The following is a 25,115-nucleotide window of genomic DNA, read 5'->3' as shown; positions in this document are numbered from 1 at the left end:
TATCGTTCGCCTCAGCGGAGGGCCGGACGTGCCGGCCCCTCCATCACTCGATGATGGCGGCGACGACGCCGGCGCCGACGGTGCGACCGCCTTCACGGATGGCGAAGCGGAGCTTCTCTTCCATCGCGATCGGAACGATCAGCGCCACGTCAACCGAGATGTTGTCGCCCGGCATCACCATTTCCGTGCCTTCGGGAAGCGTGACGATGCCCGTCACGTCCGTCGTGCGGAAGTAGAACTGCGGACGGTAGTTGGTGAAGAACGGCGTGTGGCGGCCGCCCTCTTCCTTCGTCAGGATGTACGCCTCGGCCTTGAACTTCGTGTGCGGCTTCACCGAACCCGGCTTGCACACGACCTGGCCGCGCTCCACGTCCTCGCGCTTCGTGCCACGAACCAGAATGCCGACATTGTCGCCGGCCTGGCCCTGGTCGAGAAGCTTGCGGAACATCTCGACGCCGGTAACCGTCGTCTTGATGGTCGGGCGGATGCCGACGATCTCGACTTCCTCGCCGACCTTGATGATCCCGCGCTCGACGCGGCCCGTCACCACCGTGCCACGACCCGAGATCGAGAACACGTCCTCGATCGGCATCAGGAACGGCAGGTCAACCGGACGCTCCGGCTGCGGGATGTAGGCGTCGACCGCCTTCATCAGTTCCAGCACCGCGTCATGGCCGAGCTTGGCATCGCCGTTCTCCAGCGCGACAAGCGCCGAGCCGCGGATGATCGGAATGTCGTCGCCCGGGAAGTCGTACTTCGACAGAAGCTCGCGAACCTCGAGTTCCACCAGCTCCAGCAGTTCCTCGTCGTCGACCATGTCGCACTTGTTCAGGAACACCACCAGAGCCGGAACGCCGACCTGACGGGCGAGCAGGATGTGCTCGCGGGTCTGCGGCATCGGGCCGTCCGCCGCCGACACAACCAGGATCGCGCCGTCCATCTGCGCCGCGCCGGTGATCATGTTCTTCACATAGTCGGCGTGGCCGGGGCAGTCGACGTGCGCATAGTGACGGTTCGGCGTCTCGTACTCGACGTGCGCCGTCGAGATCGTGATGCCGCGCGCCTTCTCTTCCGGCGCCTTGTCAATCTGGTCGTACGCCGTGAACGTCGCGCCGCCGGCTTCCGCCAGAACCTTCGTGATCGCAGCCGTCAGCGACGTCTTGCCGTGGTCAACGTGACCAATCGTGCCAATGTTGCAGTGAGGCTTCGAACGGTTGAATTTCTCTTTGGCCATAACTCTCTTCCCTCAGCGACTTTCGGGGGCCGCAAATCGGGGCGTGGATAGGCGGTTTCGGGCCGCTCCGCAAGGTGGATTCGGCCGACCGGCGACGGAGTGCGCCGGCTGGAGCGGGTGAAGGGAATCGAACCCTCGTCATCAGCTTGGAAGGCTGTTGCTCTACCATTGAGCTACACCCGCATCCGGGTACGGCACGAAAGCCGTCAGGCGGAGAGTCTCGGCGCCGCCGGGGACCTGAGCTTTCTGGAACAGATCGCAGTCGCGCGCAAGGCGGTCGCCGACCGGCTCCGCCGATCGAAAGAGACGTGGTGGGGGAGGTAGGACTCGAACCTACGAAGGCATAGCCAGCGGATTTACAGTCCGCCCCCTTTGCCGCTCGGGACACTCCCCCTCGCACGTCGCTCAGCCCGGCCGCCCTGAATTCGGCACGGCCGGTCTTGCCTGACCGGGAAGCGCGAATGAACAACATCGGCGCTCCCGTTGCGGCGCGCTTTATGGTGACGTGCCCGTGACGTGTCAACCCCGCATGCGCCGCCGCCCACCGTGGTGATGTGGATGACTTTTGTGGGCGGCTCTGTCCGGAGCCCTGCGCGGGCGCTCTTTGCAATCGCGCGACGGCGTGAGATTAACCAGCACATGAACGAGCGACCGCCCCATACGCCCAAGCGCCCTTCCCGTCCCTTCCGCTCCGGCGGCGCGTCGCAACGCCGCGAGCGCCCGGCCGGCCGGCCCTTTGGCGAGTGGCCGGAGGACGTGGCGATTCTCTATGGCTGGCACAGCGTGGCGGAGGCCCTGCGCAACCCGCGCCGCAAGCTGCGCCGCCTGATGGCGACCGAGAACGCGATGAAGCGCCTGGTCGAGGAAGCCGTGCCCCTGCCCTTCCAGCCGGAGATCGTGCGGCCGAGCGAGATCGACCGCCTGCTGGAGCCCGATGCCGTGCATCAGGGCCTGCTGGTCGAATGTGACCCGCTGCGCTCGCCCAGCCTCGCGGAAGCCGCCGAGAACGACCTGATTCTCGTGCTCGACCAGATCACCGATCCGCACAATGTCGGCGCCATCGTGCGCTCGGCCGCCGCGCTGAAGGTCGGAGCTATCGTGACCACCGCGCGCCACAGCCCGGCGGCGACCGGCGTGCTGGCCAAGGCGGCGAGCGGCGGGCTGGAGCATGTGCCGTTCTGCTTCGTCGGCAATCTCGCCCGCGCGCTGGAGGAGATGAAGAACAGTGGCGTGCAGGTGGTCGGGCTCGACAGCGAAGGGTCGGCCGATCTGGTCGACACGCCGCTGCGCGCGCCGGTCGCGCTGGTGCTCGGTGCCGAGGGCAAGGGCCTGCGCCAACTCACCCGCCAGACCTGTGACACGCTGGCGCGAATCGACCTGCCCGGCGCGATCGTCAGCCTCAACGTCTCGAATGCGGCGGTGCTTGCGCTGCACATCGCCCGGCGCGCCATTGCCTCAAAGACCGCCGAGACCACCTCGAAATAACGCCGCGTAACGTTTAACGCCGTCGGAACGCTCCGCCCCACGAGCGAAAGGGCGCGTGGGTGCCTCCGCGCGCGCGTCGGCCCTGCCCGCGCTCAGGCGTCTTATGGGTTACGACCAATTGCCAATCGTCAAGATCGGGCAATTTCGTCAAGCTTCCCCAAGGCTAAGACGGAACCTCACGAGTCCCGCGCGCCGTCATCCGGGGAAAGACACCGCGACACATAAGCGCGGGCGACCTCCGGGAGGAAACAGTCCGAGCGGAAGGCGTTCCAAGCGAACTCCCAAAACTCGATCGAACATCAACAGCGAGCGCCGGTGAAGGCGCCCGTGGCTATCAGCACGCATGTCCTCATGCGGGCCGATGGATTCGCACGCACTCTATTCCGGGGAAGGGAAACGACGATGAGCGTAACGACGGCCGGCTCCGCCGCACAACACGCGCCGATGACGCGCGAAGAGAGAAAGGTCATTATCGCCTCTTCTCTCGGTACCGTCTTTGAATGGTACGATTTTTATCTGTACGGTTCGCTTTCGGCGATCATCGCCGCGCAGTTCTTCTCGGGCGTTAATCCCACCGCCGCCTTCATCTTCGCGCTCATGGCCTTCGCCGCCGGCTTCGCGGTGCGACCCTTCGGCGCCATCGTGTTCGGCCGCCTCGGCGACATGGTCGGCCGCAAATACACCTTCCTCATCACCATCCTGCTGATGGGCGCCTCGACCTTCATCGTCGGCATCCTGCCCAACTATGCGAGCTGGGGCATGGCGGCGCCGATCATCCTGGTCGTGCTGCGCCTGTTCCAGGGCCTGGCGCTGGGCGGTGAGTATGGCGGCGCGGCGACCTATGTGGCCGAGCACGCACCTCAGGGCCGCCGCGGCTTCTACACCTCGTTCATCCAGACCACCGCGACGATGGGCCTGTTCCTGTCGCTGCTGGTGATTCTCGGCACCCGCACCTATCTCGGCGAGGCCGAATTTGCCGCCTGGGGCTGGCGCATTCCGTTCCTGGTGTCGATCCTGCTGCTCGCTGTTTCGGTCTGGATCCGCCTGACCCTCAACGAATCGCCCGCCTTCAAGAAGATGAAGGAAGAGGGCAAGACCTCGAAGGCGCCGCTGACCGAAGCCTTCGGCAAGTGGGAAAATGCCAAGATCGGCCTCATCGCCCTGTTCGGCGGCACCGCCGGTCAGGCCGTGGTCTGGTACACCGGCCAGTTCTATGCGCTGTTCTTCCTCACCCAGACGCTGAAGGTCGATGGCGCCACCGCGAACATCCTGATCGCGGTCTCGCTGCTCATCGGCACGCCGTTCTTCATCATCTTCGGCTGGCTCTCCGACAAGATCGGCCGCAAGCCGATCATCCTCGGCGGCTGCCTGATCGCGGCGCTGACCTATTTCCCGATCTTCGCCGCCATCACCCACTTCGCCAACCCGGCACTGGAACAGGCCCAGGCCACCTCGCCGGTGCGCGTGGTCGCCGATCCGGCCGAATGCTCGTTCCAGTTCAACCCGGTCGGCACTTCCAAGTTCGTGAGCTCGTGCGACATCGCCAAGTCGTTCCTGTCGCGTAACTCGGTGAACTACTCGAACGAGGCGGCCCCGGCCGGCACCGTCGCCACCATTCATGTCGGCGACAAGGTGATCTCCTCGTTCCCCGGCGCCAGCCTGGACGCGGCGACGTTCAAGGCCCAGTCGGACGCCTTCACCGCCGAGATAACGGGCGCCATCCGCGCCGCCGGCTATCCGGCCAAGGCCGACCCGGCGCAGATCAACACGCCGATGGTGGTGGTGCTGCTCACCGTGCTGGTGCTGTTCGTGACCATGGTCTACGGCCCGATCGCGGCCTGGCTGGTGGAGCTGTTCCCAACCCGCATCCGCTACACCGGCATGTCGCTGCCGTATCACATCGGCAATGGCTGGTTCGGCGGCTTCCTGCCCACCACCGCCTTCGCCATGGTGGCCGCGACCGGCGACATCTACTACGGCCTCTGGTACCCGATCGTGGTCGCGCTGATGACCTTCGTGATCGGCCTCCTGCTCGCGCCGGAGACCAAGGACCGCAATATCGACGACTGGCACTGAGCCCTGCCCGACCGCCGCGTCACGGCGCGGCGGTTCGGTGCTGCAACAGAAAAGGCCCCGCGACAGCATCGCGGGGCCTTTTTTCGTGCGGAAAAGGTTCGGAGGGCGCGCGCGTCAGATGACGGCGGTCACCACGATCTCGACCTTGTAGTCGGGCGTGGCAAGCTTGGCCTCGACCGTGGCGCGGGCCGGGGGATTGCCGGCCGAGACCCAGTTGTCCCACACCGCGTTCATCTCGCCGAAGGTGGAGATGTCGGCGAGGTAGATCGTCGCCGTGAGGATCTTCGACTTGTCGGTCCCCGCCTGCGTCAGCAGCGCGTCGATCTGGTCGAGCACGGCCTGGGTCTGCGCGGCAACGCCGTCGCCCAGCGCCACCTGGCCGGCCAGATAGGCCATGGAGCCGTGGACGACGGCCTGACTCATGCGCGCGCCGGGATCGATTCTCTTGATGCTCATCTTGAAAAACTCGCTCTGCTTCGGTCACGAAAAAGGGCCGGGCGCCGCTCGACGCCCGGCCCGCAATGGGAGAGCTATACGCTCACTCCTTGCCGATATTGAAGATCTGAACCCGGCGATTGACCGGATTGGTCGGGTCGTTCGGCGTCTGCAGCGCTTCCTGACCGAGGCCGACGGCTTCGAGGCGGGCCGGGTCGACCTTGTAGAGGGTCACCAGCGCTTCCATCACCGCGTCGGCACGCCTCTGGCTGAGTTCGAGATTATCCTTGCGGTTGCCGGTGGTGTCGGTGTTGCCGACAACCAGGAAGCGATAGCCCCACAGGATCGGGTGGTGCAGCGCATCGGCGATAGAGCCGATTGTGGCGTAGGATTCCGGCTTGATGATCGCCGAGTTCAGCGAGAACTGGATCTGAACCGTGATCTGCGCCAGCTGGTCGAGCTGCTTGGCGATCTCGGACTTGTCGAGCGGCAGCGCGATATTGTTGGCGACCGCGGTCTGCGCCATCTGCTTCAGGATCTGCGCGGTGATGGTCGGCTCGTCGGCCGTGGTCATGGTCAGACCCTGAAGGATCTGGGCGTTGCTCAGATTGGTCTGGGCGCTGGCGCCGGAGGCCAGCGGGCCGGCCAGCACGGCGGCGAGGGCAATGCCCCCGGCGAGGCGCGCGGCAAAGCGAACGGTACGGCTCATTGTCGTCATCCTTCCCTTGAGCGTGCTTTGCGCGCCGTCACTGCCAGCCGGCATCGGCGATGACCTGCTTGCAGGCGGCGTTGACCACCTTCACGGAGGCGAGCAGGCAATCGAGGATATTGGCGTCGCCCGGCTTCACGCCCTTGCAGAACTGGCGGATGTCAGCTTCGCAGATCTTGTAGGCGCCGTGCTGTGCCGCCACGCGCTTCTGGATCGAGGCCACCACGGCGGTGTAGTCGGTGAAGCACTGCGCCGGGACATTGGCCTTGTTGTCCTGCAGGCACTGCTGCACCTGCCCGCTGCCAATGTTGAGCTTGGAGCAGTATTTCTCGATGGAAGGGCCGCAGCTCTTGGCGATGAGCGCGCCGGCCTCGGCATAGCTCATGGTCTGCGCCGATGCGGCGCCGCTGGCGCCGATGGTCAGCAGCGCAGCAAGTCCGATCAGGTGTCGTTTCATAGTCTCCCGCCTCCTATGCGAGCACATCGGCGGCCGGTGCAGCACCGGCAGCCCCCCAACGGCAACGCGTCACCATATGCACGGCATTACCGCCTGACTCGTCTCGCAGAACCCAGCGGAAGGCGCAATGGCGGAATTAGGCTGAATCTGTCCGACCCGGAAAATAAAGCCGCGCCGTTCGGTTGCCCGTTCCGCCAGAGACTTTGCCCGCCCGGCGCGCTACCGGCTTGCGGGTCCGGCGCGGCGCTGCTACCTCCCTGTCAGGGCCGGCGTAGCACAGCGGTAGTGCAGCGGTTTTGTAAACCGAAGGTCGGGAGTTCGATCCTCTCCGCCGGCACCAAACTCTCCGATTCGCCATCATGCGCCATCCTCGCCGGCTGCCCTGCCCGCAGCCTCGGCATTGGCGCGCCCGCGCGTCGGAGCACCGAATTGGCTAACATTATGTATATACATAAAGATTCGATGCGATTATAGTTCGAGGACCGGCGTCATGGAGGCGCATCGGCGCGACACACATGCATCGGAGTGCGTTCCGGCGTGGCAGCATCCGCGACACTCAAGGCGACCACTGAGGCGAGTCTCACGCTCCACCAGCGCATCCGCGCGGATATTGAGAACCGCATCCTCTCGGGCGAATGGCCGCCCGGCCACCGCATCCCGTTCGAGCACGAGCTGATGGCGCAATATGGCTGCGCGCGCATGACCGTGAACAAGGTCATTGCCGGCCTCGCCGCAGCGGGCCTCATCGAGCGGCGGCGCCGGGCCGGTTCTTTCGTCGCCCAGCCGCGCATCCATTCGGCGGTGCTGCAGATCCCGGACATCCAGGTCGAGATCCCGGCGCGGGGCGAAACCTATGGCTATGAGCTGATCCATTGCCGGCGCCGTCTGGCGAACGCCGATGATCCGCTCGAATCCGCTCTCGCCGATGGTGCCGACGTGCTGGACATACGCTGCCGCCATTTCGCCGGCGGTCGCCCGCTCGCGCTCGAAGAGCGGCTGATAGGGCTTTCCGTGGTGCCGGAAGCCGCCGACGCGGATTTCTCCACGGTGCCGCCCGGCACATGGCTGCTCAACCACGTGCCGTGGACCGAAGCGGAACACCGCATCAGCGCGCTCAACGCCACGGCGCGGATGGCCGAGGGCCTCTCGGTCGCCAAGGGCGCGGCCTGCCTGTGCCTGGAGCGCCGCACCTGGCGCGCCAACGCCACCATTACGTATGTGCGCCAGATCTTCCGCGGCGATCTCTACGATCTCGTCGCCCGCTTCTCCCCGCAGGGGTGAACCTCCCGCGCTTGGGAAACAAAAAGTCCCGGAGCGGCGGACCGCTCCGGGACTGAAGAGCCTTGGGCGCGGGCGCATGGCCCGGCAGGGGCGCAGCTCAGAAGCTGGCCTTGGTGACGTGGTCGGGGGTCTTCATCGCGGTGCCGAACCACTTCTCCTGCATCTTGCCGAGCGTGCCGTCGTTCTTCGCCTTGATGATCACCGCGTCCACGGCGTCCATCAGTGACTGCGCTTCCGGGGCCTTGGTGCCGATGAAGCCGAAATAGACCGGCTTGCCGAAGGGCGGCTGCACCACCTCGAACACGTCGGGCTTCTGCTTGGCGAGATAGGCGATGTTCGGCAGCGAGTTCGCCACCGCGACGACGCGGCCGGCGCCGAGATCGGCATAGGACTGGCTGAAGTCGACATATTCCTGGATGGTCGGCGCGCTCGGCAGGGTCTTGGCGAATTCCTGGAGCTGGGCAAGCTGGGCCGTCGCCTTGGCGCTGCCCACCTTCTTGCCGGCGATGTCTTCCGGCTTGGTGATCGAGGCGTCGCCCTTCTTCTTCAGGATCGCGACGGTGGCGTCGGCGATCGGGGTCGAGAAGCGGTAGCGCTCCATGCGGGCGTTGGTGATGGTCGCGGGACCAGCCACCATGTCGAACTTGCCGGCCTCAAGGCCCGGCAGCACGCTCGGCCACGGCAGGTCGAGGAAGGTGATCTTGACGCCGAGCTCCTTGCCGATCAGCTCGAACAGTTCCTTGTTGAGGCCGGCCTGCTTGCCGTCCTCGACGAAGTCGAACGGCGCGAACTGCAGCTCGGTGCCCACAGTGAGCTCGCCCTTGGCCTTGACCTTGGCGAGCAGATCCTCGGCCTTGGCGGCGCCGGCAAAGGCCAGCGAGGCCGCGACGCCGAACGCGGCGAGCCGGAGGGTACGGGTGACGGCGGAACGCCGGGTAATCATGCTCATTATGTGGTCTCCTGTTCCCATCCGTGCGCTTCGGAAGCCTCTACGGGCAGCCGGCGCCTTGTCGATTAAATCTAGACATAACTCCGGGTGCCGCGCAACGCGCCATGCCGCAAACGCAGGCAAACTTCACAGACAGCAGACATCACAAGGCCGGCGCGTCGGCCGGCGTCTCGTCGCCCGACTGCCAGAAGACGTTACGCTCGAAATAGTTCTGCAGGAACTGGCGCAGCCGCGGATTGTCATTGTCGCGGAACACCTGCTCGGGCGAGCCGCTCACGGCGATCACGCCGCGGTCGATGAACACCACCTTGTCGGCCACCTGCGCGGCGAAGCCCATCTCGTGGGTCACAACCGCCATGGTCATGCCCTCGCGCGCGAGGTCGCGCATCACCTGCAGCACCTCGCCCACCAGCTCCGGGTCGAGCGCCGAGGTCGGCTCGTCGAACAGCATGATATGCGGCTCCATGGCCAGCGCGCGGGCGATGCCGACGCGCTGCTGCTGGCCGCCGGAGAGCTGGCTGGGATAGGCATCCGCCCGCGCGGAAAGCCCCACCTTGTCGAGCATGGCCCGCGCGCGCTTGGCGGCATCCTCGCGCGGTATGCCACGGGCGAGGCGAAGCGGCGCCGCGACGTTCTCCAGCGCCGTCATGTGCGGCCATAGATTGAACTGCTGGAACACGAAGCCGACATTGCGCCGCACCCGCGCCACCTCGGCGTCCGAGACACGCCGGCGCTTTCCGTTCTCAAGCGAGAAGCCGAGAAGTTCGCCCTCGATATAGATTTCGCCCTCGCTGTATTCCTCCAGGAATGCGATGCAGCGCAGCAGGGTCGACTTGCCCGAGCCTGAGGGCCCGATGATGCAGGTGACTTCCGATTTCTGGATCGACAGGTCGATGCCCTTCAGCACGTCCACCGTGCCGAAGCGCTTCCACACGCCCTTCACATCGATGATCGGGCGGCCTCCCGCGGCCGTCTGTTCGCTCATGTGGCGGTCCCTTTCGCGAAGTCCGTGCTGCGAGGTCAGTTGCTGCGAAGTCAGTTGATGTGAGGTCAATGCTGATTGCGCAGCGTGAAGCGGCCGACGCGCTTTTCAAGGCGCCGGGCGAGAGCGGTGACGATTTCCAGGAAGGCCCAGTACACCACCGCCAGGAACAGCAGCGTCTCGGCGAAGGCGAAGGTTGTAGAGCCGATCGACTGCACCACCGAGGTCATCTCGTTCACCGTGATCACCGAGAGCACGGCGGTCTCCTTGGAGAGCAGCACCGTCATGTTCGCCAGCGCCGGCAGGATGATGACCAGCATCTGCGGCAGCTGGACGTGGCGGATGATGGCGAGGCGCGAGATACCCATCATGCGCGCCGCCTCGATCTGGCCGGGCGGCACCGACAGGAAGCCGGCGCGGAAGATTTCCGAGAAATACGCCCCGCCATAGAGCGCCAGCCCGCCGACACCGGCGACCAGCGGCGTCAGGTCGAGCCCGAAGAACGGGCCGCCATAATAAATCACGAAGAGCTGGATCAGGAACGGCGTGCCGCGCATCACCGCGACATAGAAGGTCAGGGGCGCGGCGAGCCAGCGATTGGTGAAGAGCTGGAGCACCGCCACCGCCAGCCCGATGGCAAGCCCGATCGCGGTGCCCACCACCCAGATGAAGATGGTCAGCAGCATGCCGTCCAGCAGCAGCGGCCAATTGTCGGTGAGGATGGCGAGGTTGAACGTCATGCCGCCTTCTCCGCGCGGAAGCCCCGCTCGACCAGCGAGCCGACAAAGGTGATAGCGGCATTGATCACGAAATAGATCACGCCGGCGGTGAGATAGATTTCCAGCGGCTGGAAGGTCGAGGTGGCGATGTTCTGGGCAAGCCGGGTCAACTCCAGCACGCCGACCACCGAGATCAGCGAGGAAGCCTTCACCATCATCGTGGTCTCGTTCACCAGCGAGGGCAGCGTGAAGCGCACCGCCATCGGCACCTCGATGCGCGTCAGTATCTGCGCGCGCGACAGGCCGACCATGCGCGCCGCCTCGATCAGGCCGGCGGGAATGCCGAGAAAGCCGCCGCGCAGGATTTCCGCAATATAGGCGCCGGTGCACAGCGCGAGCGTGCCCACCGCCGCGACCGACGAGGGCACGTTGATGCCGATCAGCGGCAGGCAGTAATAGGAGAGCAGAAGCTGCACGAGCAGCGGGACGCCACGGAAGAAGCTGACATAAAAAGCGGCAATGCCGCGCAGCACGGGCGACTGCGAGAGCCCGGCCGCGCACATCAGCGTGCCGATGCAGAAGCCGATGGCGACCGAGGACAGCGAATAGACGATCGTCCACACGGACGCCCCGAGCAGCAGCGGCAAGGATTTCAGCGCGACGTCGATACTGAACATGCGGTTGTCTCTGTGTGTCCACCACCCGGCCAGTGCCATCGCCGTCGCGGCGGGGCATTGTCCGCTCCTGCAGGTCGCGCGCAAGCGCCCCGCGGGTTCGCGCGGTCCGTTGCAAGTTCCCCGCCAGTCGGCATCGGGGCCCGCTCCGCGCACGACGACCCCGGGTGAGTAACACGGCAAATATGTATAGACAATATTGCGCCGCTGATTGACAGGACGGGCGTTCGCGCCGACCACTTGGGGGTTCTATCGCGAAGGATACGCCCCGTGACCAAGACCACCCCGATCGAGCGTTACCAGCCCATCGATTCCGGCATCACGCCGCGCTTTTCCGGCATCCCCACCTTCATGCGCCTGCCGCAGGCGAGCCCGGAAGAGGTGGATATCGCGCTGGTCGGCGTGCCGTTCGACGGCGGCACCACCAATCGGCCGGGGCCACGCCACGGGCCGCGCGAATTGCGCAACCAGTCCAGCCTGATGCGCCGCGTGCACCACGTCACCGGCCTGTCGCCCTATGATGTCGCACGCATCGCCGATTGCGGGGACGCCCCGGTCAACCCCATCGACCTGATGGATTCGCTCGCGAAAATCGAGGGTTTCTTCGACGGCATCCGCCGCGCCGGCGCGCTCCCGCTGGCGGCCGGCGGCGACCATCTGGTCTCGCTGCCGATCCTGCGCGGCCTCGTCAAGGATGGCCCGGTGGGCATGATCCATTTCGATGCCCACACCGACACCTATGACAGTTTTTTCGGCGACAACCGCTACACTCACGGCACCCCGTTCCGGCGCGCCATCGAGGAGGGTCTGCTCGACCCCAGGCGCGTGATCCAGATCGGCCTGCGCGGCGCGATTTCCGACGCGACCAATTACGACTGGGCGCGCGAGGCCGGCATCCGGCTTCTGTTCATCGAGGAATTCACTGATCGCGGCGTGAAGGACGTGATGGCGGAAGCCCGCGCCCTGGTCGGCGACCGGCCGACCTATGTCTCGTTCGACATCGACGTGATCGACCCCTCGCAGGCGCCGGGCACCGGCACGCCGGAGATCGGCGGTGTCTCGACCCGTGAGGCGCAACAGATGGTGCGCCTCCTCGACGGCCTCAACATCATCGGCGCGGATGTGGTCGAGGTTTCCCCGCCCTTCGACCCCTCCGGCCTGACCGCGCTCACCGGCGCGACCATCATGTTCGAGCTGCTCTGCGTGCTTGCGGGGCGGTTCCGGTAAGGGCCGTCGCGCCGAAGGGCCGCCGGCGTTCCGGGATCGCCCGGCGCGGCGGCGGCTGGGCTCGGCGTCAGAACCCCTCGACCGCCACCGCGACGTGCTCCATGCGCGGCGGCGCGGCGAAATGGGGGCCGGCGAGCCGCCGCCACTCCTGGAAGTCCGCCGATTCGCGGAAATGCACCATGTGGTCCTCGACGGTCTCCCAGCCGACCACGAGCCGGTAGATGGAAGGCCGCTCGATGCCGCGCTCCAGCTTCAGGCTGAGGCAGCCCTTCGCCCGCTTGAACAGCGGTGCCGCTTCCGTTACCGCGGCCTCCAGCGCCGCTTCCGCACCCGGCTTCACCTCGATCTCGGCAATCTCGATAACCATCGTCTCTCGCTCCTGTCGCGGCGGGCGCATGCCCCGCGCCTGTTCAGCTATGCGAATACATCAGGCGTCCGGGCGTGGGTACCCTCGCCTTCAGGATCTGCCCGGTTTCGGATTCGGTGATGTAGAGCGAGCGCAGATCATCGCCGCCATAAGCCAGATTCGTGGTGGCGAGACCCGCGCAGGATTTCACCCGCGCCACCGGCTCCCCAATCGCGTTGACGATCCAGACGCTGCCGAGGCCAAGATGGGCGATGGCGAGGCCGCCGGTCTCGTCGATGGCGAGGCCATCGGGACCGTTTCCGCCCGAAAGCCGGATATAGGCGCCGACCTTGAACGCCGCGCCGGCCTGGTTCATCGGCACCCGCCACACCGCATTGTCGCGGGTGACGTTCACGAACACGATGTCCTCGTCGAGATTGAGCACGAGCCCGTTCGGGCTGGGAATGCCCTGCACCAGCATGTCGAGTCGCCCATCGGCCTTGAGCCGATAGAGCCGGCCGCTCGGGTCCTGAAAGCCGGTCAGGCCCTGATCGGTGAAATAGAGATCGCCATTGGATGCGAAGAACAGGTCGTTCACTCCCTTGAACGGCCCGAACTCGGAGGCCTGCACCACCGGCTCGACCGCGCCGCGCTCGGGGTCGAGCAGCAGGATGCCGTGGCGGAAATCGGCCACGAAGATGCGCCCGTCGCGGTGGATCTTCAGCCCGTTCGGCTCGCCGTCATACTCGATGACCAGCGTGAATTCGCCGGCCGGCGAGATGCGGAAAATGCGGCCCCACGCGACATCCACGACATAGAGATTGCCGGCCCGGTCGAAGGACGGGCCTTCGAGGAACACCGGCGTCGGCCGGCCGCCGCGCTGGACCTGCGCCCATTTCGAGCTGCGGCCGTGAATGCGGAAATGCTCGGGGACGCGCGCAAAGATTTCGGTCTCGACGACGGGAGGCGGTGCATACATGGAAGAGGTCACCCGGTAGGAAGGATGGATCAGCCCTTGCGCGGCGGCGCGGTCGTGTCGCGCACCATCAGGCCGACGGGAATTTCGATGGTCGGCGGCGCCGGTTCGCCCGCCAGCCGTGCCAGCAGATATTCGGCGGTGCGGATGCCGATTTCCCGTGCCGGAACATGCAGCGTGGTCAGCGCCGGCCGGATCTGCGAGGCGAAGTCGAGATCGTCGAAGCCGGCGATCGAGATGTCCTGCGGCACGCGAATGCCCTGCCGCGCGCATTCGATGAGCGCGCCGAAGGCCAGCATGTCGTTGCCGCAATAGACCGCCGTCGGCGGGTTGGGCGTGCCCAGCAGCGCGCGCAACGCGAGCTGTCCCTCGACGATGCGGTACGGGCGCTCTATGAGCGCCTCCTGGCCCAGTGTCAGCCCGCGATCCGCCAGCACGCGGCGCATGCCTTCGAGGCGACCGCGCGCGCGGTCATTGTCGCGGGTGATGCCGGCGATGGCGCCGATCCGTGTATGGCCGAGGTCGAGGAGATGGGTGGCGATCCGCCCCGCCGCCTCCACATTGTCGAAGCCGACGCTCGGCACTTCCGTCGACAGCACCCAGGTGACGACGAAGGGAATGTTGCGCTGCTTGAGAAACTGGATGGTCTCCGGGTCGTGCTCGGCACCGACCAGCATCATGCCGAGCGCGCCATGTGCGACCAGCGCCATCACCTTTTCCAGCTCGTTCTTGCGGTCATAGCCGCTGCTGGCGAGCACGAAACCATAACCCGACTCGCGCAGGCGGTTCTGCATCGCCTCCGCGCCCGCGGCGAAATTGGGGTTCTCCAGATGCGGGATGATCGCCCCGATCACCGGGAGCTGGCGCGACAGCCCCGCCCGGGCACCGCCCTGCGGCACGTAGCCAAGCCGCGCCGCCGCCGCCTCGATGCTGCTCTTGACCTCGGGAGCGACCGGGCCGGTGCCGTTCAGCGCACGCGAAACCGTGGCGCCCGAGACACCGACCGCCCGCGCAATGTCCTCCACGCGAACTCGACCTGAAGGCGTACGCTTGGGCCGCAATCGAGGTTCCCCCATGAATTTCGCGTCGACCTTGGAGGAAGCGCGGAAGCCGTGTCAATCGATGAACAGACCGTGCCCGCCGAGGTCCCAGCCGCAATACCACCCGCCGTGGAACGGCTTGGCCCCTTCCAGTTCCGGGGCCCCGCTGGTCAGCACCTCTTCGGCGTAGTCCTCGGCATTGTCGCGCCCGCGATAGCCGAGAACAGCCGCGTCGCGGTTGTCCCAGATCGAGCGCGTATTGGCGGACATGCCATAGGCGACGACATAATGCAGCAGCGGCGCCTCGATCGAGCAGCGCAGCAATTCCACCATGTCGCGCGGGCTGATCCACACCGACAGGTGCCGAACATCCATGGGCTTGGGCCGATAGGCGCCGATGCGCAGGCTGACCACGCTCAGCCCGTATTTGTCGGCATAGAGCCGCCCGAGCGCCTCGCCGGCCACCTTGCTGACGCCGTAAAAGCTGTCCGGCCGCGGGAGGGCCGATCCATCAAGAACGTGGGCGCGGCGATGATAGCCGACCGCGTGGTGGCTGGAGGCATAGACCACCCGGCGCACGCCGGCGCGCCGCGCGGCCTCGAAGACATTGTAGGTGCCGACGATGTTCGCCGGCAGCACCTGTTCCCAGGCATTGCTTTCCGGCTCCACCGACATGCCGGCGAGATGCACCACGCAGTCAATGCCCTGCATCGCCTGTTCCATCGCCGCCAGATCGCAGATGTCGGCGGTGACGCACTCCTCGCCCGGCCCGGCCGGCGAGACATCCACCATGTCGGTGAGGCGCAGCAGCGGATATCGGCCGGCAAGCTGGCTCCGCGCCTCCTTGCCGATGAGACCGCCGGCCCCCGTCATCAATACGCGCATACGCGAACTCCCCTGCATCCTCAGGCCGCCAGCGCGCCGCTCAGCGACGCCGGGCGGATCGCCTGCTGGCTGTCGGCGTCGAAGAAGTGCAGGCGCTCGGCGGGTATCGAGACCGTCACCTTCTCGTGCAGGCGGATCGGTGCGTCCGGCGCGACGCGGGCGACCGTGAAGGCCGCATTGCCCATCTTCAGGTCGAGGTGCATTTCCGAGCCGAGCTGCTCGATCACGTCGACCGAGCCTTCGAGCTGGTTGCCGTGCGAGCCGAGCGCGATGTGCTCGGGGCGGATGCCGACCATGACCTCGCGGCCGGCATGGCCGCGCAGGGCCGCCCGGTTGCGCTCGCCCACCGAGAGCGCGACGCCCTCGACCATCACCTTCTCGCCCGCCGCGTCGAGCTTGCCCTTGAACACGTTCATGGCCGGCGCGCCGATGAAGCCTGCGACGAACAAATTGGCGGGGTCGTTATACACCTGCAGCGGCGTGCCGACCTGCTGGATGAGCCCGTCCTTCATGATCACCACGATATCTCCGAGGGTCATGGCCTCGACCTGGTCGTGGGTCACATAGACCGAGGTCGCCGGCACGCGCTCGCGCAGGCGCTTCAGCTCGATGCGCATCTGCGCGCGCAGCTTGGCATCGAGGTTGGACAGCGGTTCGTCGAACAGGAAGACCTGCGGGTGCCGCACGATGCAGCGCCCGAGCGCCACGCGCTGCTGCTGGCCGCCGGAAAGCTGCTTGGGACGGCGCTGCATCAGCGGCTCGATGCTGAGGATCGAGGCGGCATGAGCGATCTTCTCGGCAATCCTGGCCTCGCTTTCCTTGCGGTTGCGCAGGCCGAAGGCGAGATTGTCGTAGACCGTCATGTGCTGGTAGAGCGCGTAGTTCTGGAACACCATCGCGATGTCGCGATCCTTGGGCGGCAGGTCGTTCACCACCCGCCCCCCGATGCTGATCGTGCCACCGCTAATTTCTTCGAGGCCGGCGATCATGCGCAGCGTCGTGGACTTGCCGCAGCCGGACGGGCCGACCAGAACGGCGAACGCGCCATCGGGGATCGTCAGATCGATGCTGCGCACCGCGGCCATGCCGCCATAGCTCTTGACGAGCTGGTTAAGAACGACTTCCGCCATCGGAAAACTCCAGAATTCGCAACGAGGTGCGCGTGATCAGATCTTCAGGCCGGTGATGACGTATTTCTGGCCGAAGAAGGTGATGAGCAGGGCCGGGCCAAGCGCCATGACGGCGGTGGCGCTCATGAGGTTCCACTCGATGCCGAGTTCGTGGACGAACTGCGCCATCACCACGGTGAGCACCGGGGTCTGGTGGCTGGTGAGCAGCAGCGCGAACAGGAACTCGTTCCAGGTCCACAGCCAGCACAGCACGGCGAGCGCCGCGAGTCCCGGCACGGCGGAGGGCAGCGCCACCCGGACGAAAGCGCCCCAGCGGGTGCAGCCATCGATCAGCGCCGCATATTCCATCGACGGGTCGATGCCGTCGAAGAAGCCCTTCATCAGCCACGAGAAGAAGCAGATATGTACGGCGATGTGGGGCAGCAGCAGGCCGAGATAGGTGTCGTAGACACCCAGATTCTGCGTCAGGATGTACAGCGGCAGCACCCAGGAGATGTAGGGAACGCAGCGGAACACATAGATGATCGAGAACCAGCCGCTGGCGATCGGACCGCGGAAACGCGAGAGCATGTAGCCCGAGGTCACGGTGATGCCGAGCGAGAGCACGGTCGCCAGCGTGGCGATGATTGCGCTGTTGATATAGGCCTTGATCACGATGCGGTTCTCGAAAACCTCAAAGAAGTTGTCGAGGGTGAACTCCGTGCCGCGGTGCACGTAGAACATGCCGGAGGCCGGGCGCAGCGAGGTCAGGACCAGCCACAGCACCGGGAAGGCGATGATGAAGCCGACGCCGATGACGAAGAGGTAGAAGAAGGCCCGGCGCGCGCCCGGTGCCATCAGGCTGAAGAAGCCGCGCTCGGATTTGTGGGGCATGGGGGTTCGTGTGTCGAGGGTGGCGACAGTCATTTCGATACCTCCACGGCACGGTTGAGCAGCCGGTAGAGCACCAGGCCGAAGACCACGATCACGGCGCCGCCAACCAGCGCGGCCGCGGAACCCTTGCCGAAATTCATGCGCTGGAAGGCTTCGACATAGGCGTAGATGCTGAACATCTCGGTGGTGCGGGCCGGGCCGCCGCCGGAGATGACCCAGACCTGATCGAACACGCGGAACGCGTCGATCGAGCGGATGACGACGCACACCACGATCACCGGGCGCAGCATCGGCAGGGTGAGCGAGCGGAACACGCGCCACGGGCCGGCGGCGTCGATGGCGGCCGCCTCGAATGGCTCCTTGGGCAGGCTCTGCAGGCCGGCGAGCAGGAGAACGGCGAACCAGGGCGTCCACAGCCAGACATCGGCAAGGACGATCACCATCATGGTGGTCCAGCGATAGGCGAGCCAGGCCACGGGCGGCAGGCCGACGCCTTCCAGCACCACGTTCACGATGCCGAACTGGTCGTTGAACATCCAGCGCATCATGATCGAGGCGATCACCGGGGCGACCATCAGCGGCAGCAGGACGATGGTGCGCACGACCGACTGGCCGACGAAGCTGCGGTTGAGCAGCAGCGCGAGCCCCAGCCCGAAGGTCAGCGACAGCGAGACGCTGAGCACGAGGAACAGCAGCGTATTGGGAATCGCAAGCCCGAAGAACGCCGGGTCGGTGATGACCTCGATATAGTGCTTGAGGCCGACCCAGGTCTTCTTGGGGTCGTAGAGCGTCCAGTCCCGGAACGAGGCGTTGGCACCCAGAATGATGGGCACAACCTGGAACAGGGCCATGGTGACGGCGGCCGGCGCGATGAGCGCCAGCATGAAGCGCTCCTTCTCACCGAAGTACGAGGCAAGGCGTCTCATATGTTGCTGTCCCTGCGCGGAAAGGGAGGCGGAAGCCATTCGCGGCTTCCGCCCAGTTTGGGCCTCGAGGAGGGTCAGTTCGTACGGGCCGCGGCGGCATGGATGGCGGGTGCGGCCGCTTCCAGCTTCTTCGGGATATCCTCGCGGGAGCCGTTCAGGGCCCCGACGACGCCGTCATTGTAGGCCTTGTGGATCGCCGGCCATTCCGGGGTGTAGTAGCCGCCGGCAATGACCTTCATGACCTTGAAGACCACTTCGTCGGCGCGGCGGAACAGCGGGTCGGTCTCGGCCAGCGTCTTCCACACTTCGGTGTTCGGGGGCGGACCACCGGTCGCCTTCCACAGGTCGATCTGGCCTTCCTTGTCGAGCAGCATGGCGCCGAGCATCTTCTTGGCGGCCTCCTTGCGCTCGGCGGGCACGCCCTTCGGGATGGCCCAGCCCCAGATGTCGTTCCAGGCCACCGGCTCCGTGCGGGACGGACCAAGCGGGAGGAAGCCGATATTGATCTTGCCGGCGACCTTGGACTTCTTGGGGTCGTTGAACTGGCCGTAAAGGGTCAGGTCGGCCACGGTGAACGCGGCATCACCGGCCTGGAAGATCGCGTTGGCGTCGTTGCGGGTGTAGGAGATCATCGCCGGCGGGCTGATCTTGGTCTTGTTGATGGCATCCCACCAATATTCGACCACCTGCTGCGAGCACTTGTCCGCGATCATCGGCTTCCAGCCATTGGCGGCCAGCACCTTGTTGTCGCGCTCGTAAGCGGGGGCGAGCACGTCGCAATTATTCGTCCAGTTGGCCCAGAACCAGCTGAACCAGCTGTGGTTCATCGCCATGGAGCCGACGAAGCCCCACTTCACCTTTTCCTCCTGCTGCAGCTTCTGGGAGATGGTGGAAAGCTCGTCCCAGGTCTTAGGCAGGTGCGCCTCGTCGATGAGGTCGGTGCGGTAGTAGAACACGCCGAAGGTGTGGGCCATCGGCACCACGGTCGGCTTGCCGTCGGTGTTGAGGAACGCGACGTCGACGGTCTGCTTCAGCACGGTGTCCATGCCGGGTACGTCATTGGTCGGCGTCAGCCAGTTCTTCCAGAGCTGCCCCCAGTCGTCATTGTGCCAGATGATGTCGTACTGGTCGCCGCCCGAGGTCAGGGTGGCCGTGACCTTCTCCATGAAGATCTCGTAGGCCATCGGGATCTTGATGATGGTCACGCCGTTCTTGGCGGCCCATTTCTCCATGATGGCGATGGAAGCCTCCTGAATCGGATGCTTCATGTAGCCGATCTTGATCTCGACCGCCGAGGCCGCGCTCGACGCCATGAGTGCGCTGACACCCATTGCCCCGGCAGCCACGAACGCGCGGAGATGCGCTGTCCAGCCCTTCATTGTCTTCTCCCTGAATGTGGGCGACGAGCACCCTTTTTTGTGATTACGCTTACATTATTTCAGTCAAATTCCATCCGTCAAGTGCGGCAATTCATTTTATTATGCTTATAAATCAATAACTTAGATATTATTTTAGCGTGTAAATTTTACAATACCCGGCAACCGCCCCGAACATTGCCGCTACTCCATGTATTTGTTCGACCCTTTCCATATTACGTATACCAAAATTACCCATAATCGACCGCGAACAGCCCACCAGACGGCAGCATCGATCCGCCGCACCACCACCTTCCTCGCCTCACCGCACCCCGTCACGGCCAGAACGCACCCCTGAAACTCGATTGTTATGTAATTTCTACATCATAACTGAAATCATATATATTGTTATTTTTCAGTATGTTGATGACCGAAACCGCCCATGTTTGACGGCATTGACAGGGCGATTAAGCTGTGCGAGCTATGTACATCTTCCACAACGAGGCCAACGAGACGCCTTGGCTGCTCTCGTCGAGCCGAATGTGATTTTCTTTTGGAAAACTTCAGAAGAACAAGAATCACAACAAATTATGTAGTTGCGATATCATGCTAAACTTCAATCATCACTTGCGTACAACGTCGACGGGGCTTGAGTGATGAGCGACGCAGGTTCCATGTCGCTGCCGCCCGAGGCGCGGGAGAGCGCCGCCGAGGCCGCACCTGTCCAGGCGCCGCCCATCCAGGCCGCGGTGCGCCCGGCGGCGCCGAGCGTGCCGCGCCGGTTCCGCAACTATCTGGCGCTCGACGATTTCGAAAAGGCGGCGCGGCGCATGCTGCCGCGCATGATCTACGGCTATGTGTCCGGCGCGGTCGAGACCGGCTCCGGCGTCCGGCAGGCGCGGCAGGCCTATGCCGATCTCGCGCTGGTGCCGCGCACGCTGATGGACGTCGCCGGCCGCCAGCAGACGCGCGACCTGTTCGGCACCTCCTACGCCAGCCCGTTCGGCATCGCGCCCCTGGGCGGTGCCGCCATGGTGGCCTATCGCGCCGATATCGAGCTGGCTTCGGCTGCCCGCGCGACGCAGGTGCCGATGATTCTGAGCGCCTCTTCGCTGATCAAGCTGGAAGAGGTCCACCGCGAGAACCCCGATGCCTGGTTCCAGGCCTATCTCGCCGGCCACCAGCCGCGCATCGACGCGATGATCGACCGCGTGGCCGCGGCCGGCTTCGGCACGCTGGTGGTCACGGCCGACACGCCGGTTCCCGGCAATCGCGAGAACAACACCCGCAGCGGCTTCAGCATGCCCCTGCGCATCACGCCCAAGGTCGCGCTCGACAGCGCGCTGCACCCGCGCTGGCTGCTCGGCACGGTGGGCCGCACCTTCCTGCGGCACGGCGTTCCCCATTTCGAGAACATGGACGCCGCGCAGGGCCCCCCGATGTTCTCCCGCGACTTCGTGCGCAACATGAACAGCCGCGACCAGCTCGCCTGGCGCCATGTCGAGGCGATCCGCCGTCGCTGGAAGGGCAAGCTGGTGGTCAAGGGCCTGCTTGCCGCCGCTGACGTGGCGATGGCCCGCGAGGTCGGCGCCGACGGCGTGATCGTGTCCAATCACGGCGGGCGGCAGCTGGATTACGCCCTCGCGCCCATTGAGGCGCTGCAGGATGCGCGCGCCGAAGCCCGGGGCATGACGCTGATGGTTGATGGCGGCATCCGTCGCGGCACCGATGTGCTCAAGGCGCTCGCGCTCGGCGCTGATTTCGTCTTCCTCGGCCGCCCCTTCCTTTATGCCGCCTCGCTCGGCGGCTCCGAAGGCGTGCAGCACGCGATCCGGCTTCTGGCCGAGGAAATCCATCGCGACATGGCCCTGATGGGGCTGCGGACGCTGGCGGAACTCACCCCGGACATGGTGCGGTCGACGCACATGCGCCGCCGGGAACCGGCCTGCGCGGAGAGGGAGGAACCCCGATGAGCACCGACGCCAAGACCGTCTCCATCATGAGCGCCCTCGCCGTCGAGGTGGCGTTCAAGCGCTGGATCGTGCCGAGCTTCGAACAGCAGACCGGCATCCGCGCCAGCATCGTCTGGGATCCGACCACGGTCCTGATGCGCCGGGTCGAAAGCGGCGAGCGTGCCGACATCATCCTCGCCATCGACCACGCGATGGACCAACTGGTACAGGACGATATCGTCCGCCGGGACACCCGGATTCCGGTCGCGCGCGCCATGGTGGGCCTCGCGGTCCGCAAGGGCGCGCCGCGCCCGGACATCTCCACGGTCGAGGCGCTGAAGGCCACGCTGCTGGCCGCGCCGTCGGTCGCCTATTCGCTGGGCGGCGCCAGCGGCATCTACTTTCAGCGCCTGATCGAGCAGCTCGGTATCGCCGATGAGGTGAAGGCACGGGGCGTCACCATTCCCGCCGGCTTCACCGCCACCAAGGTCGCCAGCGGCGAGGCGGAATATGCGGTGCAGCAGATCAGCGAGCTGATGTCGGTCGAGGGCGTCGATGTCGTCGGCCCGTTCCCGGAGGCGATACAGGCCTTCACCGACTTCTCCGCCGCCATCTTCACCGATGCCCGCAACCCGGAGGCGGCGCAGGCCTTCCTCGATAGTCTCGGCTCGGACGAGGCGGTGGGCGCCTATGAGAAGGGCGGCCTCTCCTCCCTCGTGCGCGCGCCTTCGGCCGCCTGATCCGCATCCCAGGAGGTTTTCATGGCCGCCAGTCCCCGCATCGTCCTGCTTCACGCCACGCCGGTGGCGATGGAGCCGATCCGCAATGCCTTTGCCCGGCGATGGCCCACCGCCGAGACGGTGAACCTGCTCGACGACAGCCTGTCGGTCGACCGCGCACGCGAGCCCGAGCTGACGGACAATCTGATCGAGCGTTTCGTCGCCTTCGGCCGCTACGCCCATCGCAGCGGGGCGGACGGCATCCTCATCACCTGCTCCGCCTTCGGCCCGGCCATCGACCGGTTGATCGACGAATTGCCGATCCCGGTGCTCAAGCCGAATGAGGCGATGTTCCGCGCGGCCATCAGCCAGGGCCGCCGGATCGGCATGCTTGCCACCTTCGCCCCGGCCGTGGTGACCATGCGCGAGGAGTTCGACGAATTCGTGCGGCAGGCGGCGAGCGACGCCTCGCTCACCACCATCGTCGTCGACCGGGCGATCGATCTGCTGCGCCAGGGCGACGCGGCGACGCATAACGAGCTGGTCGCGGCCCGCGCGCCGGAGCTGAAGACTTCCGACGCCATCATGCTCGCGCATTTCTCCACCTCGCGCGCGGCCGAAGCCGTGCGGGCGGTGGTTGATGTGCCGGTGCTGACCGCTCCCGACGCCGCCGTCGACCTGATGCAGCAACTCTTGGCGGCGTGAACGCCGTCACGCGGCCCCGCCCCGCCTGTCGCGCCGCGCCGGCGTCCGGGCACCCACTCGCAGCGGAAGGGTGGCACGCGATGACGACAGCAGACAGCCCGAAGCCGCCCGGTGGCCTTCCACCGGGCGGCTTTCTTTCAGTCCTCGGCGGGGAGGCGCGAGGGATGGCGCATGAAGTCGAAATCGCACCCCTCATCCGCCTGCAGCACGCTGGCCTGGTAGAGCCGCGCATAGCCCCGCGACGGCGCCACGCGCGCCGGCTGCGCATCCAGAAGTTCCCGGCGCCGCTCCAGCTCCTTATCGTCGACCAGAAGGTCGATCCGCCGCCCCGCCGTGTCGAGCCGGATCATGTCGCCGGTCTCCACCAGTCCGAGCGGTCCGCCCACCGCCGCCTCCGGCGTCACATGCAGCACGATGGTGCCGAAGGCCGTGCCGCTCATCCGCGCGTCGGAAATGCGCACCATGTCCTTGACGCCCTGCCGCGCCAGCTTCTTCGGTATCGGAAGATAGCCGGCTTCGGGCATGCCCGGCGCGCCCTTGGGGCCGGCATTCTGCAGCACCAGCACATCCTCGGCCGCGACATCGAGGTCGGGATCGTCGATGCGGGCGATCATGTCCGGCACCGAGCGGAACACCACCGCGCGGCCGGTATGGGTCAGCAGTCCCGGCGAGGCGGCGGCCTGCTTGATGATGGCCCCGCCCGGCGCCAGATTGCCGGTAAGCACCGCCATCGAGCCTTCCGCCTTGATCGGCGACGAGCGCGGGCGGATGACGTCCTGTCCCGGCACGTCCTCGGCCGCCAGCGCGATCTCGCGCAGCGTGGCGCCGGTGACGGTGGGCGTGTCGAGGTCCACCAGGTCGCCAAGCTCCTTCAGCAGCTTCGGCACGCCGCCGGCATGGTGGAAATGCTCCATATAGTGGGCGCCGGACGGCTTGAGGTCGACCAGCACCGGCACGCGGCGGCCGATCTCGTCGAGTTCGGCGAGGTCGAAGGCGTGCGGCGTGCGGTTGGCGATGGCGGCGAGGTGGATGACGCCGTTGGTGGAGCCGCCAATCGCCTGCATCACCACCGCCGCATTGCGCAGGGAGCGCGGCGTCAGCAGCTCGCTCGGGCGCGGCCCGCCCTCCACCGCCATCCGCGCCGCCGCCCGCCCGCTGGCCTCGGCGATCCGGATCCGCTCGGCATGGGGCGCGGGAACGGTGGCGCTCATCGGCAGCGAGAGGCCGAGCGTCTCGGTGATGCACGCCATGGTGCTCGCCGTGCCCATCACCATGCAGGTGCCGACCGAAGGCGCGAGGCGGCCATTGATGACCTCGATCTCCTCGGCATCGATCGTGTCCGCCCGGTGCGCGGCCCACAGCCGCCGGCAATCCGTGCAGGCGCCGAGCACCTCGCCCTTGTGATGGCCGACCACCATGGGGCCGACCGGCACCACCACGGTCGGCAGGTCGACGCTCGCCGCCGCCATGATCTGCGCCGGCAGCGTCTTGTCGCAGCCGCCGATCACCACGACGGCGTCCATGGGCTGCGCGCGGATCATCTCCTCAGTGTCCATCGCCATCAGGTTGCGCAGGAACATGGAGGTGGGGTGGGCGAAGCTCTCATGGATGGAGATGGTCGGGAACACCATCGGCATCGCCCCGCTCAGCATCACGCCGCGCTTCACCGCCTCGATGAGCTGGGGCGCATTGCCGTGGCAGGGGTTGTAGTCGCTGTAGGTGTTGGTGATGCCGACGATCGGGCGGCTCAGCGCGTCGTCCGAATAGCCCATGGCCTTGATGAAGGCCTTGCGCAGGAACAGGGAAAACCCGTCGTCGCCATAGCTGGTGAGCCCCTTGCTCAAACCTTTGGCCATCCCGGCCTCCCTTTGAAACGCCCCGCTCATGCGGACGAGGCAGGATGGAGACCGAGCGCCTCATTGTCAATAATTTTGGCCATATCAGGCAATTATCCGCCATTTTTGTCTATCATTATTGACA

General features: G+C 65.9%; 24 protein-coding genes and 3 tRNA genes. 8 read left to right on the top strand and 19 right to left on the bottom strand.

Going from position 1 to position 25,115, the window contains the following annotated elements; genetic code table 11:
- Positions 1-43: 43 nt before the first annotated feature.
- The 3 genes from tuf to MKI84_RS00640 form a co-directional block, all read right to left on the bottom strand.
- The gene (gene tuf / locus MKI84_RS00650) at positions 44-1,234 is read right to left on the bottom strand and encodes an elongation factor Tu (RefSeq protein WP_241616045.1); all 1,191 of its coding nucleotides are present in this window, start codon (positions 1,232-1,234) and stop codon (positions 44-46) included.
- A 109-nt stretch (positions 1,235-1,343) separates the two neighbouring features.
- Positions 1,344-1,417, bottom strand: a tRNA-Gly gene (locus MKI84_RS00645).
- A gap of 126 nt (positions 1,418-1,543) precedes the next feature.
- A tRNA-Tyr gene (locus tag MKI84_RS00640) sits at positions 1,544-1,628 on the bottom strand.
- A 245-nt stretch (positions 1,629-1,873) separates the two neighbouring features.
- Here MKI84_RS00640 and rlmB point away from each other — a divergent pair.
- On the top strand, positions 1,874-2,719 hold the full coding sequence (gene rlmB / locus MKI84_RS00635; RefSeq protein ID WP_241616044.1) for a 23S rRNA (guanosine(2251)-2'-O)-methyltransferase RlmB: 846 nt from the start codon (positions 1,874-1,876) through the stop codon (positions 2,717-2,719).
- A 402-nt stretch (positions 2,720-3,121) separates the two neighbouring features.
- Positions 3,122-4,795, top strand: a complete 1,674-nt coding sequence (locus MKI84_RS00630; protein WP_241616043.1) for an MFS transporter — start codon at positions 3,122-3,124, stop codon at positions 4,793-4,795.
- A 114-nt stretch (positions 4,796-4,909) separates the two neighbouring features.
- On the opposite strand, the gene MKI84_RS00625 is transcribed toward MKI84_RS00630, so the two are convergent.
- From MKI84_RS00625 to MKI84_RS00615, 3 genes are all read right to left on the bottom strand, one after another.
- A complete protein-coding gene (locus MKI84_RS00625) occupies positions 4,910-5,251 on the bottom strand; it encodes a RidA family protein (RefSeq protein WP_241616042.1) in 342 nt (113 codons plus the stop codon).
- An 82-nt stretch (positions 5,252-5,333) separates the two neighbouring features.
- Positions 5,334-5,939 carry an OmpA family protein gene (locus MKI84_RS00620; RefSeq protein WP_241616041.1) on the bottom strand — a complete coding sequence of 202 codons (606 nt, stop codon included), beginning with the start codon at positions 5,937-5,939 and terminating at the stop codon, positions 5,334-5,336.
- 37 nt (positions 5,940-5,976) lie between these two features.
- Positions 5,977-6,396, bottom strand: coding sequence for a cysteine rich repeat-containing protein (locus MKI84_RS00615; protein WP_241616040.1), 420 nt, complete (start codon positions 6,394-6,396; stop codon positions 5,977-5,979).
- 265 nt (positions 6,397-6,661) lie between these two features.
- Here MKI84_RS00615 and MKI84_RS00610 point away from each other — a divergent pair.
- Both MKI84_RS00610 and hutC read left to right on the top strand, forming a co-directional pair.
- Positions 6,662-6,736 (top strand) — tRNA-Thr (locus MKI84_RS00610).
- 197 nt (positions 6,737-6,933) lie between these two features.
- Positions 6,934-7,677: a histidine utilization transcriptional repressor HutC gene (hutC, locus tag MKI84_RS00605; RefSeq protein WP_241616039.1), complete on the top strand. Its 744-nt coding sequence runs from the start codon at positions 6,934-6,936 to the stop codon at positions 7,675-7,677.
- A 97-nt stretch (positions 7,678-7,774) separates the two neighbouring features.
- Here the strand turns inward: hutC and MKI84_RS00600 are convergent, their stop codons facing one another.
- From MKI84_RS00600 to MKI84_RS00585, 4 genes are all read right to left on the bottom strand, one after another.
- Entirely contained in the window at positions 7,775-8,620 is an 846-nt protein-coding gene (locus MKI84_RS00600; RefSeq protein WP_241616501.1) for a transporter substrate-binding domain-containing protein, read from the bottom strand.
- 148 nt (positions 8,621-8,768) lie between these two features.
- Entirely contained in the window at positions 8,769-9,611 is an 843-nt protein-coding gene (locus tag MKI84_RS00595; protein WP_245404590.1) for an amino acid ABC transporter ATP-binding protein, read from the bottom strand.
- A 65-nt stretch (positions 9,612-9,676) separates the two neighbouring features.
- A complete protein-coding gene (locus tag MKI84_RS00590) occupies positions 9,677-10,348 on the bottom strand; it encodes an amino acid ABC transporter permease (protein WP_241616038.1) in 672 nt (223 codons plus the stop codon).
- On the bottom strand, positions 10,345-11,004 hold the full coding sequence (locus tag MKI84_RS00585) for an amino acid ABC transporter permease (protein ID WP_241616037.1): 660 nt from the start codon (positions 11,002-11,004) through the stop codon (positions 10,345-10,347). Before MKI84_RS00585 ends, MKI84_RS00590 begins: the two co-directional genes overlap by 4 nt.
- Before the next feature lie 348 nt (positions 11,005-11,352).
- On the opposite strand from MKI84_RS00585, the gene speB reads away from it, so the two are divergent.
- Positions 11,353-12,228, top strand: coding sequence for an agmatinase (gene speB / locus MKI84_RS00580; protein WP_241616499.1), 876 nt, complete (start codon positions 11,353-11,355; stop codon positions 12,226-12,228).
- Between the two features lie 67 nt (positions 12,229-12,295).
- On the opposite strand, the gene MKI84_RS00575 is transcribed toward speB, so the two are convergent.
- The 8 genes from MKI84_RS00575 to MKI84_RS00540 form a co-directional block, all read right to left on the bottom strand.
- Entirely contained in the window at positions 12,296-12,595 is a 300-nt protein-coding gene (locus MKI84_RS00575) for an antibiotic biosynthesis monooxygenase family protein (RefSeq protein ID WP_241616036.1), read from the bottom strand.
- Positions 12,596-12,638: 43 nt separating this feature from the next.
- Positions 12,639-13,553, bottom strand: coding sequence for an SMP-30/gluconolactonase/LRE family protein (locus MKI84_RS00570; RefSeq protein WP_241616035.1), 915 nt, complete (start codon positions 13,551-13,553; stop codon positions 12,639-12,641).
- A gap of 29 nt (positions 13,554-13,582) precedes the next feature.
- A complete protein-coding gene (locus tag MKI84_RS00565) occupies positions 13,583-14,575 on the bottom strand; it encodes a LacI family DNA-binding transcriptional regulator (RefSeq protein ID WP_241616034.1) in 993 nt (330 codons plus the stop codon).
- A gap of 90 nt (positions 14,576-14,665) precedes the next feature.
- Positions 14,666-15,475 carry an NAD-dependent epimerase/dehydratase family protein gene (locus MKI84_RS00560; protein ID WP_241616033.1) on the bottom strand — a complete coding sequence of 270 codons (810 nt, stop codon included), beginning with the start codon at positions 15,473-15,475 and terminating at the stop codon, positions 14,666-14,668.
- A gap of 20 nt (positions 15,476-15,495) precedes the next feature.
- Positions 15,496-16,605 carry an ABC transporter ATP-binding protein gene (locus MKI84_RS00555; protein ID WP_241616032.1) on the bottom strand — a complete coding sequence of 370 codons (1,110 nt, stop codon included), beginning with the start codon at positions 16,603-16,605 and terminating at the stop codon, positions 15,496-15,498.
- 36 nt (positions 16,606-16,641) lie between these two features.
- Positions 16,642-17,511, bottom strand: coding sequence for a carbohydrate ABC transporter permease (locus MKI84_RS00550; protein ID WP_241616031.1), 870 nt, complete (start codon positions 17,509-17,511; stop codon positions 16,642-16,644).
- Complete coding sequence (locus MKI84_RS00545; protein ID WP_241616030.1) at positions 17,508-18,404, bottom strand: carbohydrate ABC transporter permease; 897 nt, start codon at positions 18,402-18,404, stop codon at positions 17,508-17,510. The genes MKI84_RS00550 and MKI84_RS00545 overlap by 4 nt, the downstream gene beginning before the upstream one ends.
- A gap of 74 nt (positions 18,405-18,478) precedes the next feature.
- Positions 18,479-19,783, bottom strand: coding sequence for an ABC transporter substrate-binding protein (locus MKI84_RS00540; RefSeq protein ID WP_241616029.1), 1,305 nt, complete (start codon positions 19,781-19,783; stop codon positions 18,479-18,481).
- Between the two features lie 632 nt (positions 19,784-20,415).
- Between MKI84_RS00540 and MKI84_RS00535 the strand changes: the two genes are divergently transcribed.
- Genes MKI84_RS00535 through MKI84_RS00525 form a run of 3 tightly spaced genes read left to right on the top strand, consistent with a single transcriptional unit; the run spans position 20,416 to position 23,135 of the window.
- On the top strand, positions 20,416-21,732 hold the full coding sequence (locus tag MKI84_RS00535; protein ID WP_241616028.1) for an alpha-hydroxy acid oxidase: 1,317 nt from the start codon (positions 20,416-20,418) through the stop codon (positions 21,730-21,732).
- Entirely contained in the window at positions 21,729-22,451 is a 723-nt protein-coding gene (locus MKI84_RS00530; RefSeq protein WP_241616027.1) for a molybdate ABC transporter substrate-binding protein, read from the top strand. The genes MKI84_RS00535 and MKI84_RS00530 overlap by 4 nt, the downstream gene beginning before the upstream one ends.
- A gap of 21 nt (positions 22,452-22,472) precedes the next feature.
- Positions 22,473-23,135 (top strand): aspartate/glutamate racemase family protein, encoded by a 663-nt coding sequence (locus tag MKI84_RS00525; protein ID WP_241616026.1) that lies wholly within the window; start codon positions 22,473-22,475, stop codon positions 23,133-23,135.
- 137 nt (positions 23,136-23,272) lie between these two features.
- Here the strand turns inward: MKI84_RS00525 and MKI84_RS00520 are convergent, their stop codons facing one another.
- Positions 23,273-24,991 carry an IlvD/Edd family dehydratase gene (locus MKI84_RS00520; RefSeq protein ID WP_241616025.1) on the bottom strand — a complete coding sequence of 573 codons (1,719 nt, stop codon included), beginning with the start codon at positions 24,989-24,991 and terminating at the stop codon, positions 23,273-23,275.
- Between the last annotated feature and the right edge of the window lie 124 nt (positions 24,992-25,115).

The sequence above is a fragment of the Ancylobacter gelatini genome, assembly GCF_022601675.1.
Classification (GTDB): domain Bacteria; phylum Pseudomonadota; class Alphaproteobacteria; order Rhizobiales; family Xanthobacteraceae; genus Ancylobacter; species Ancylobacter gelatini.
Note: the sequence above shows the minus strand (reverse complement) of the source record. Positions and strands in the feature narration are given on the sequence as shown.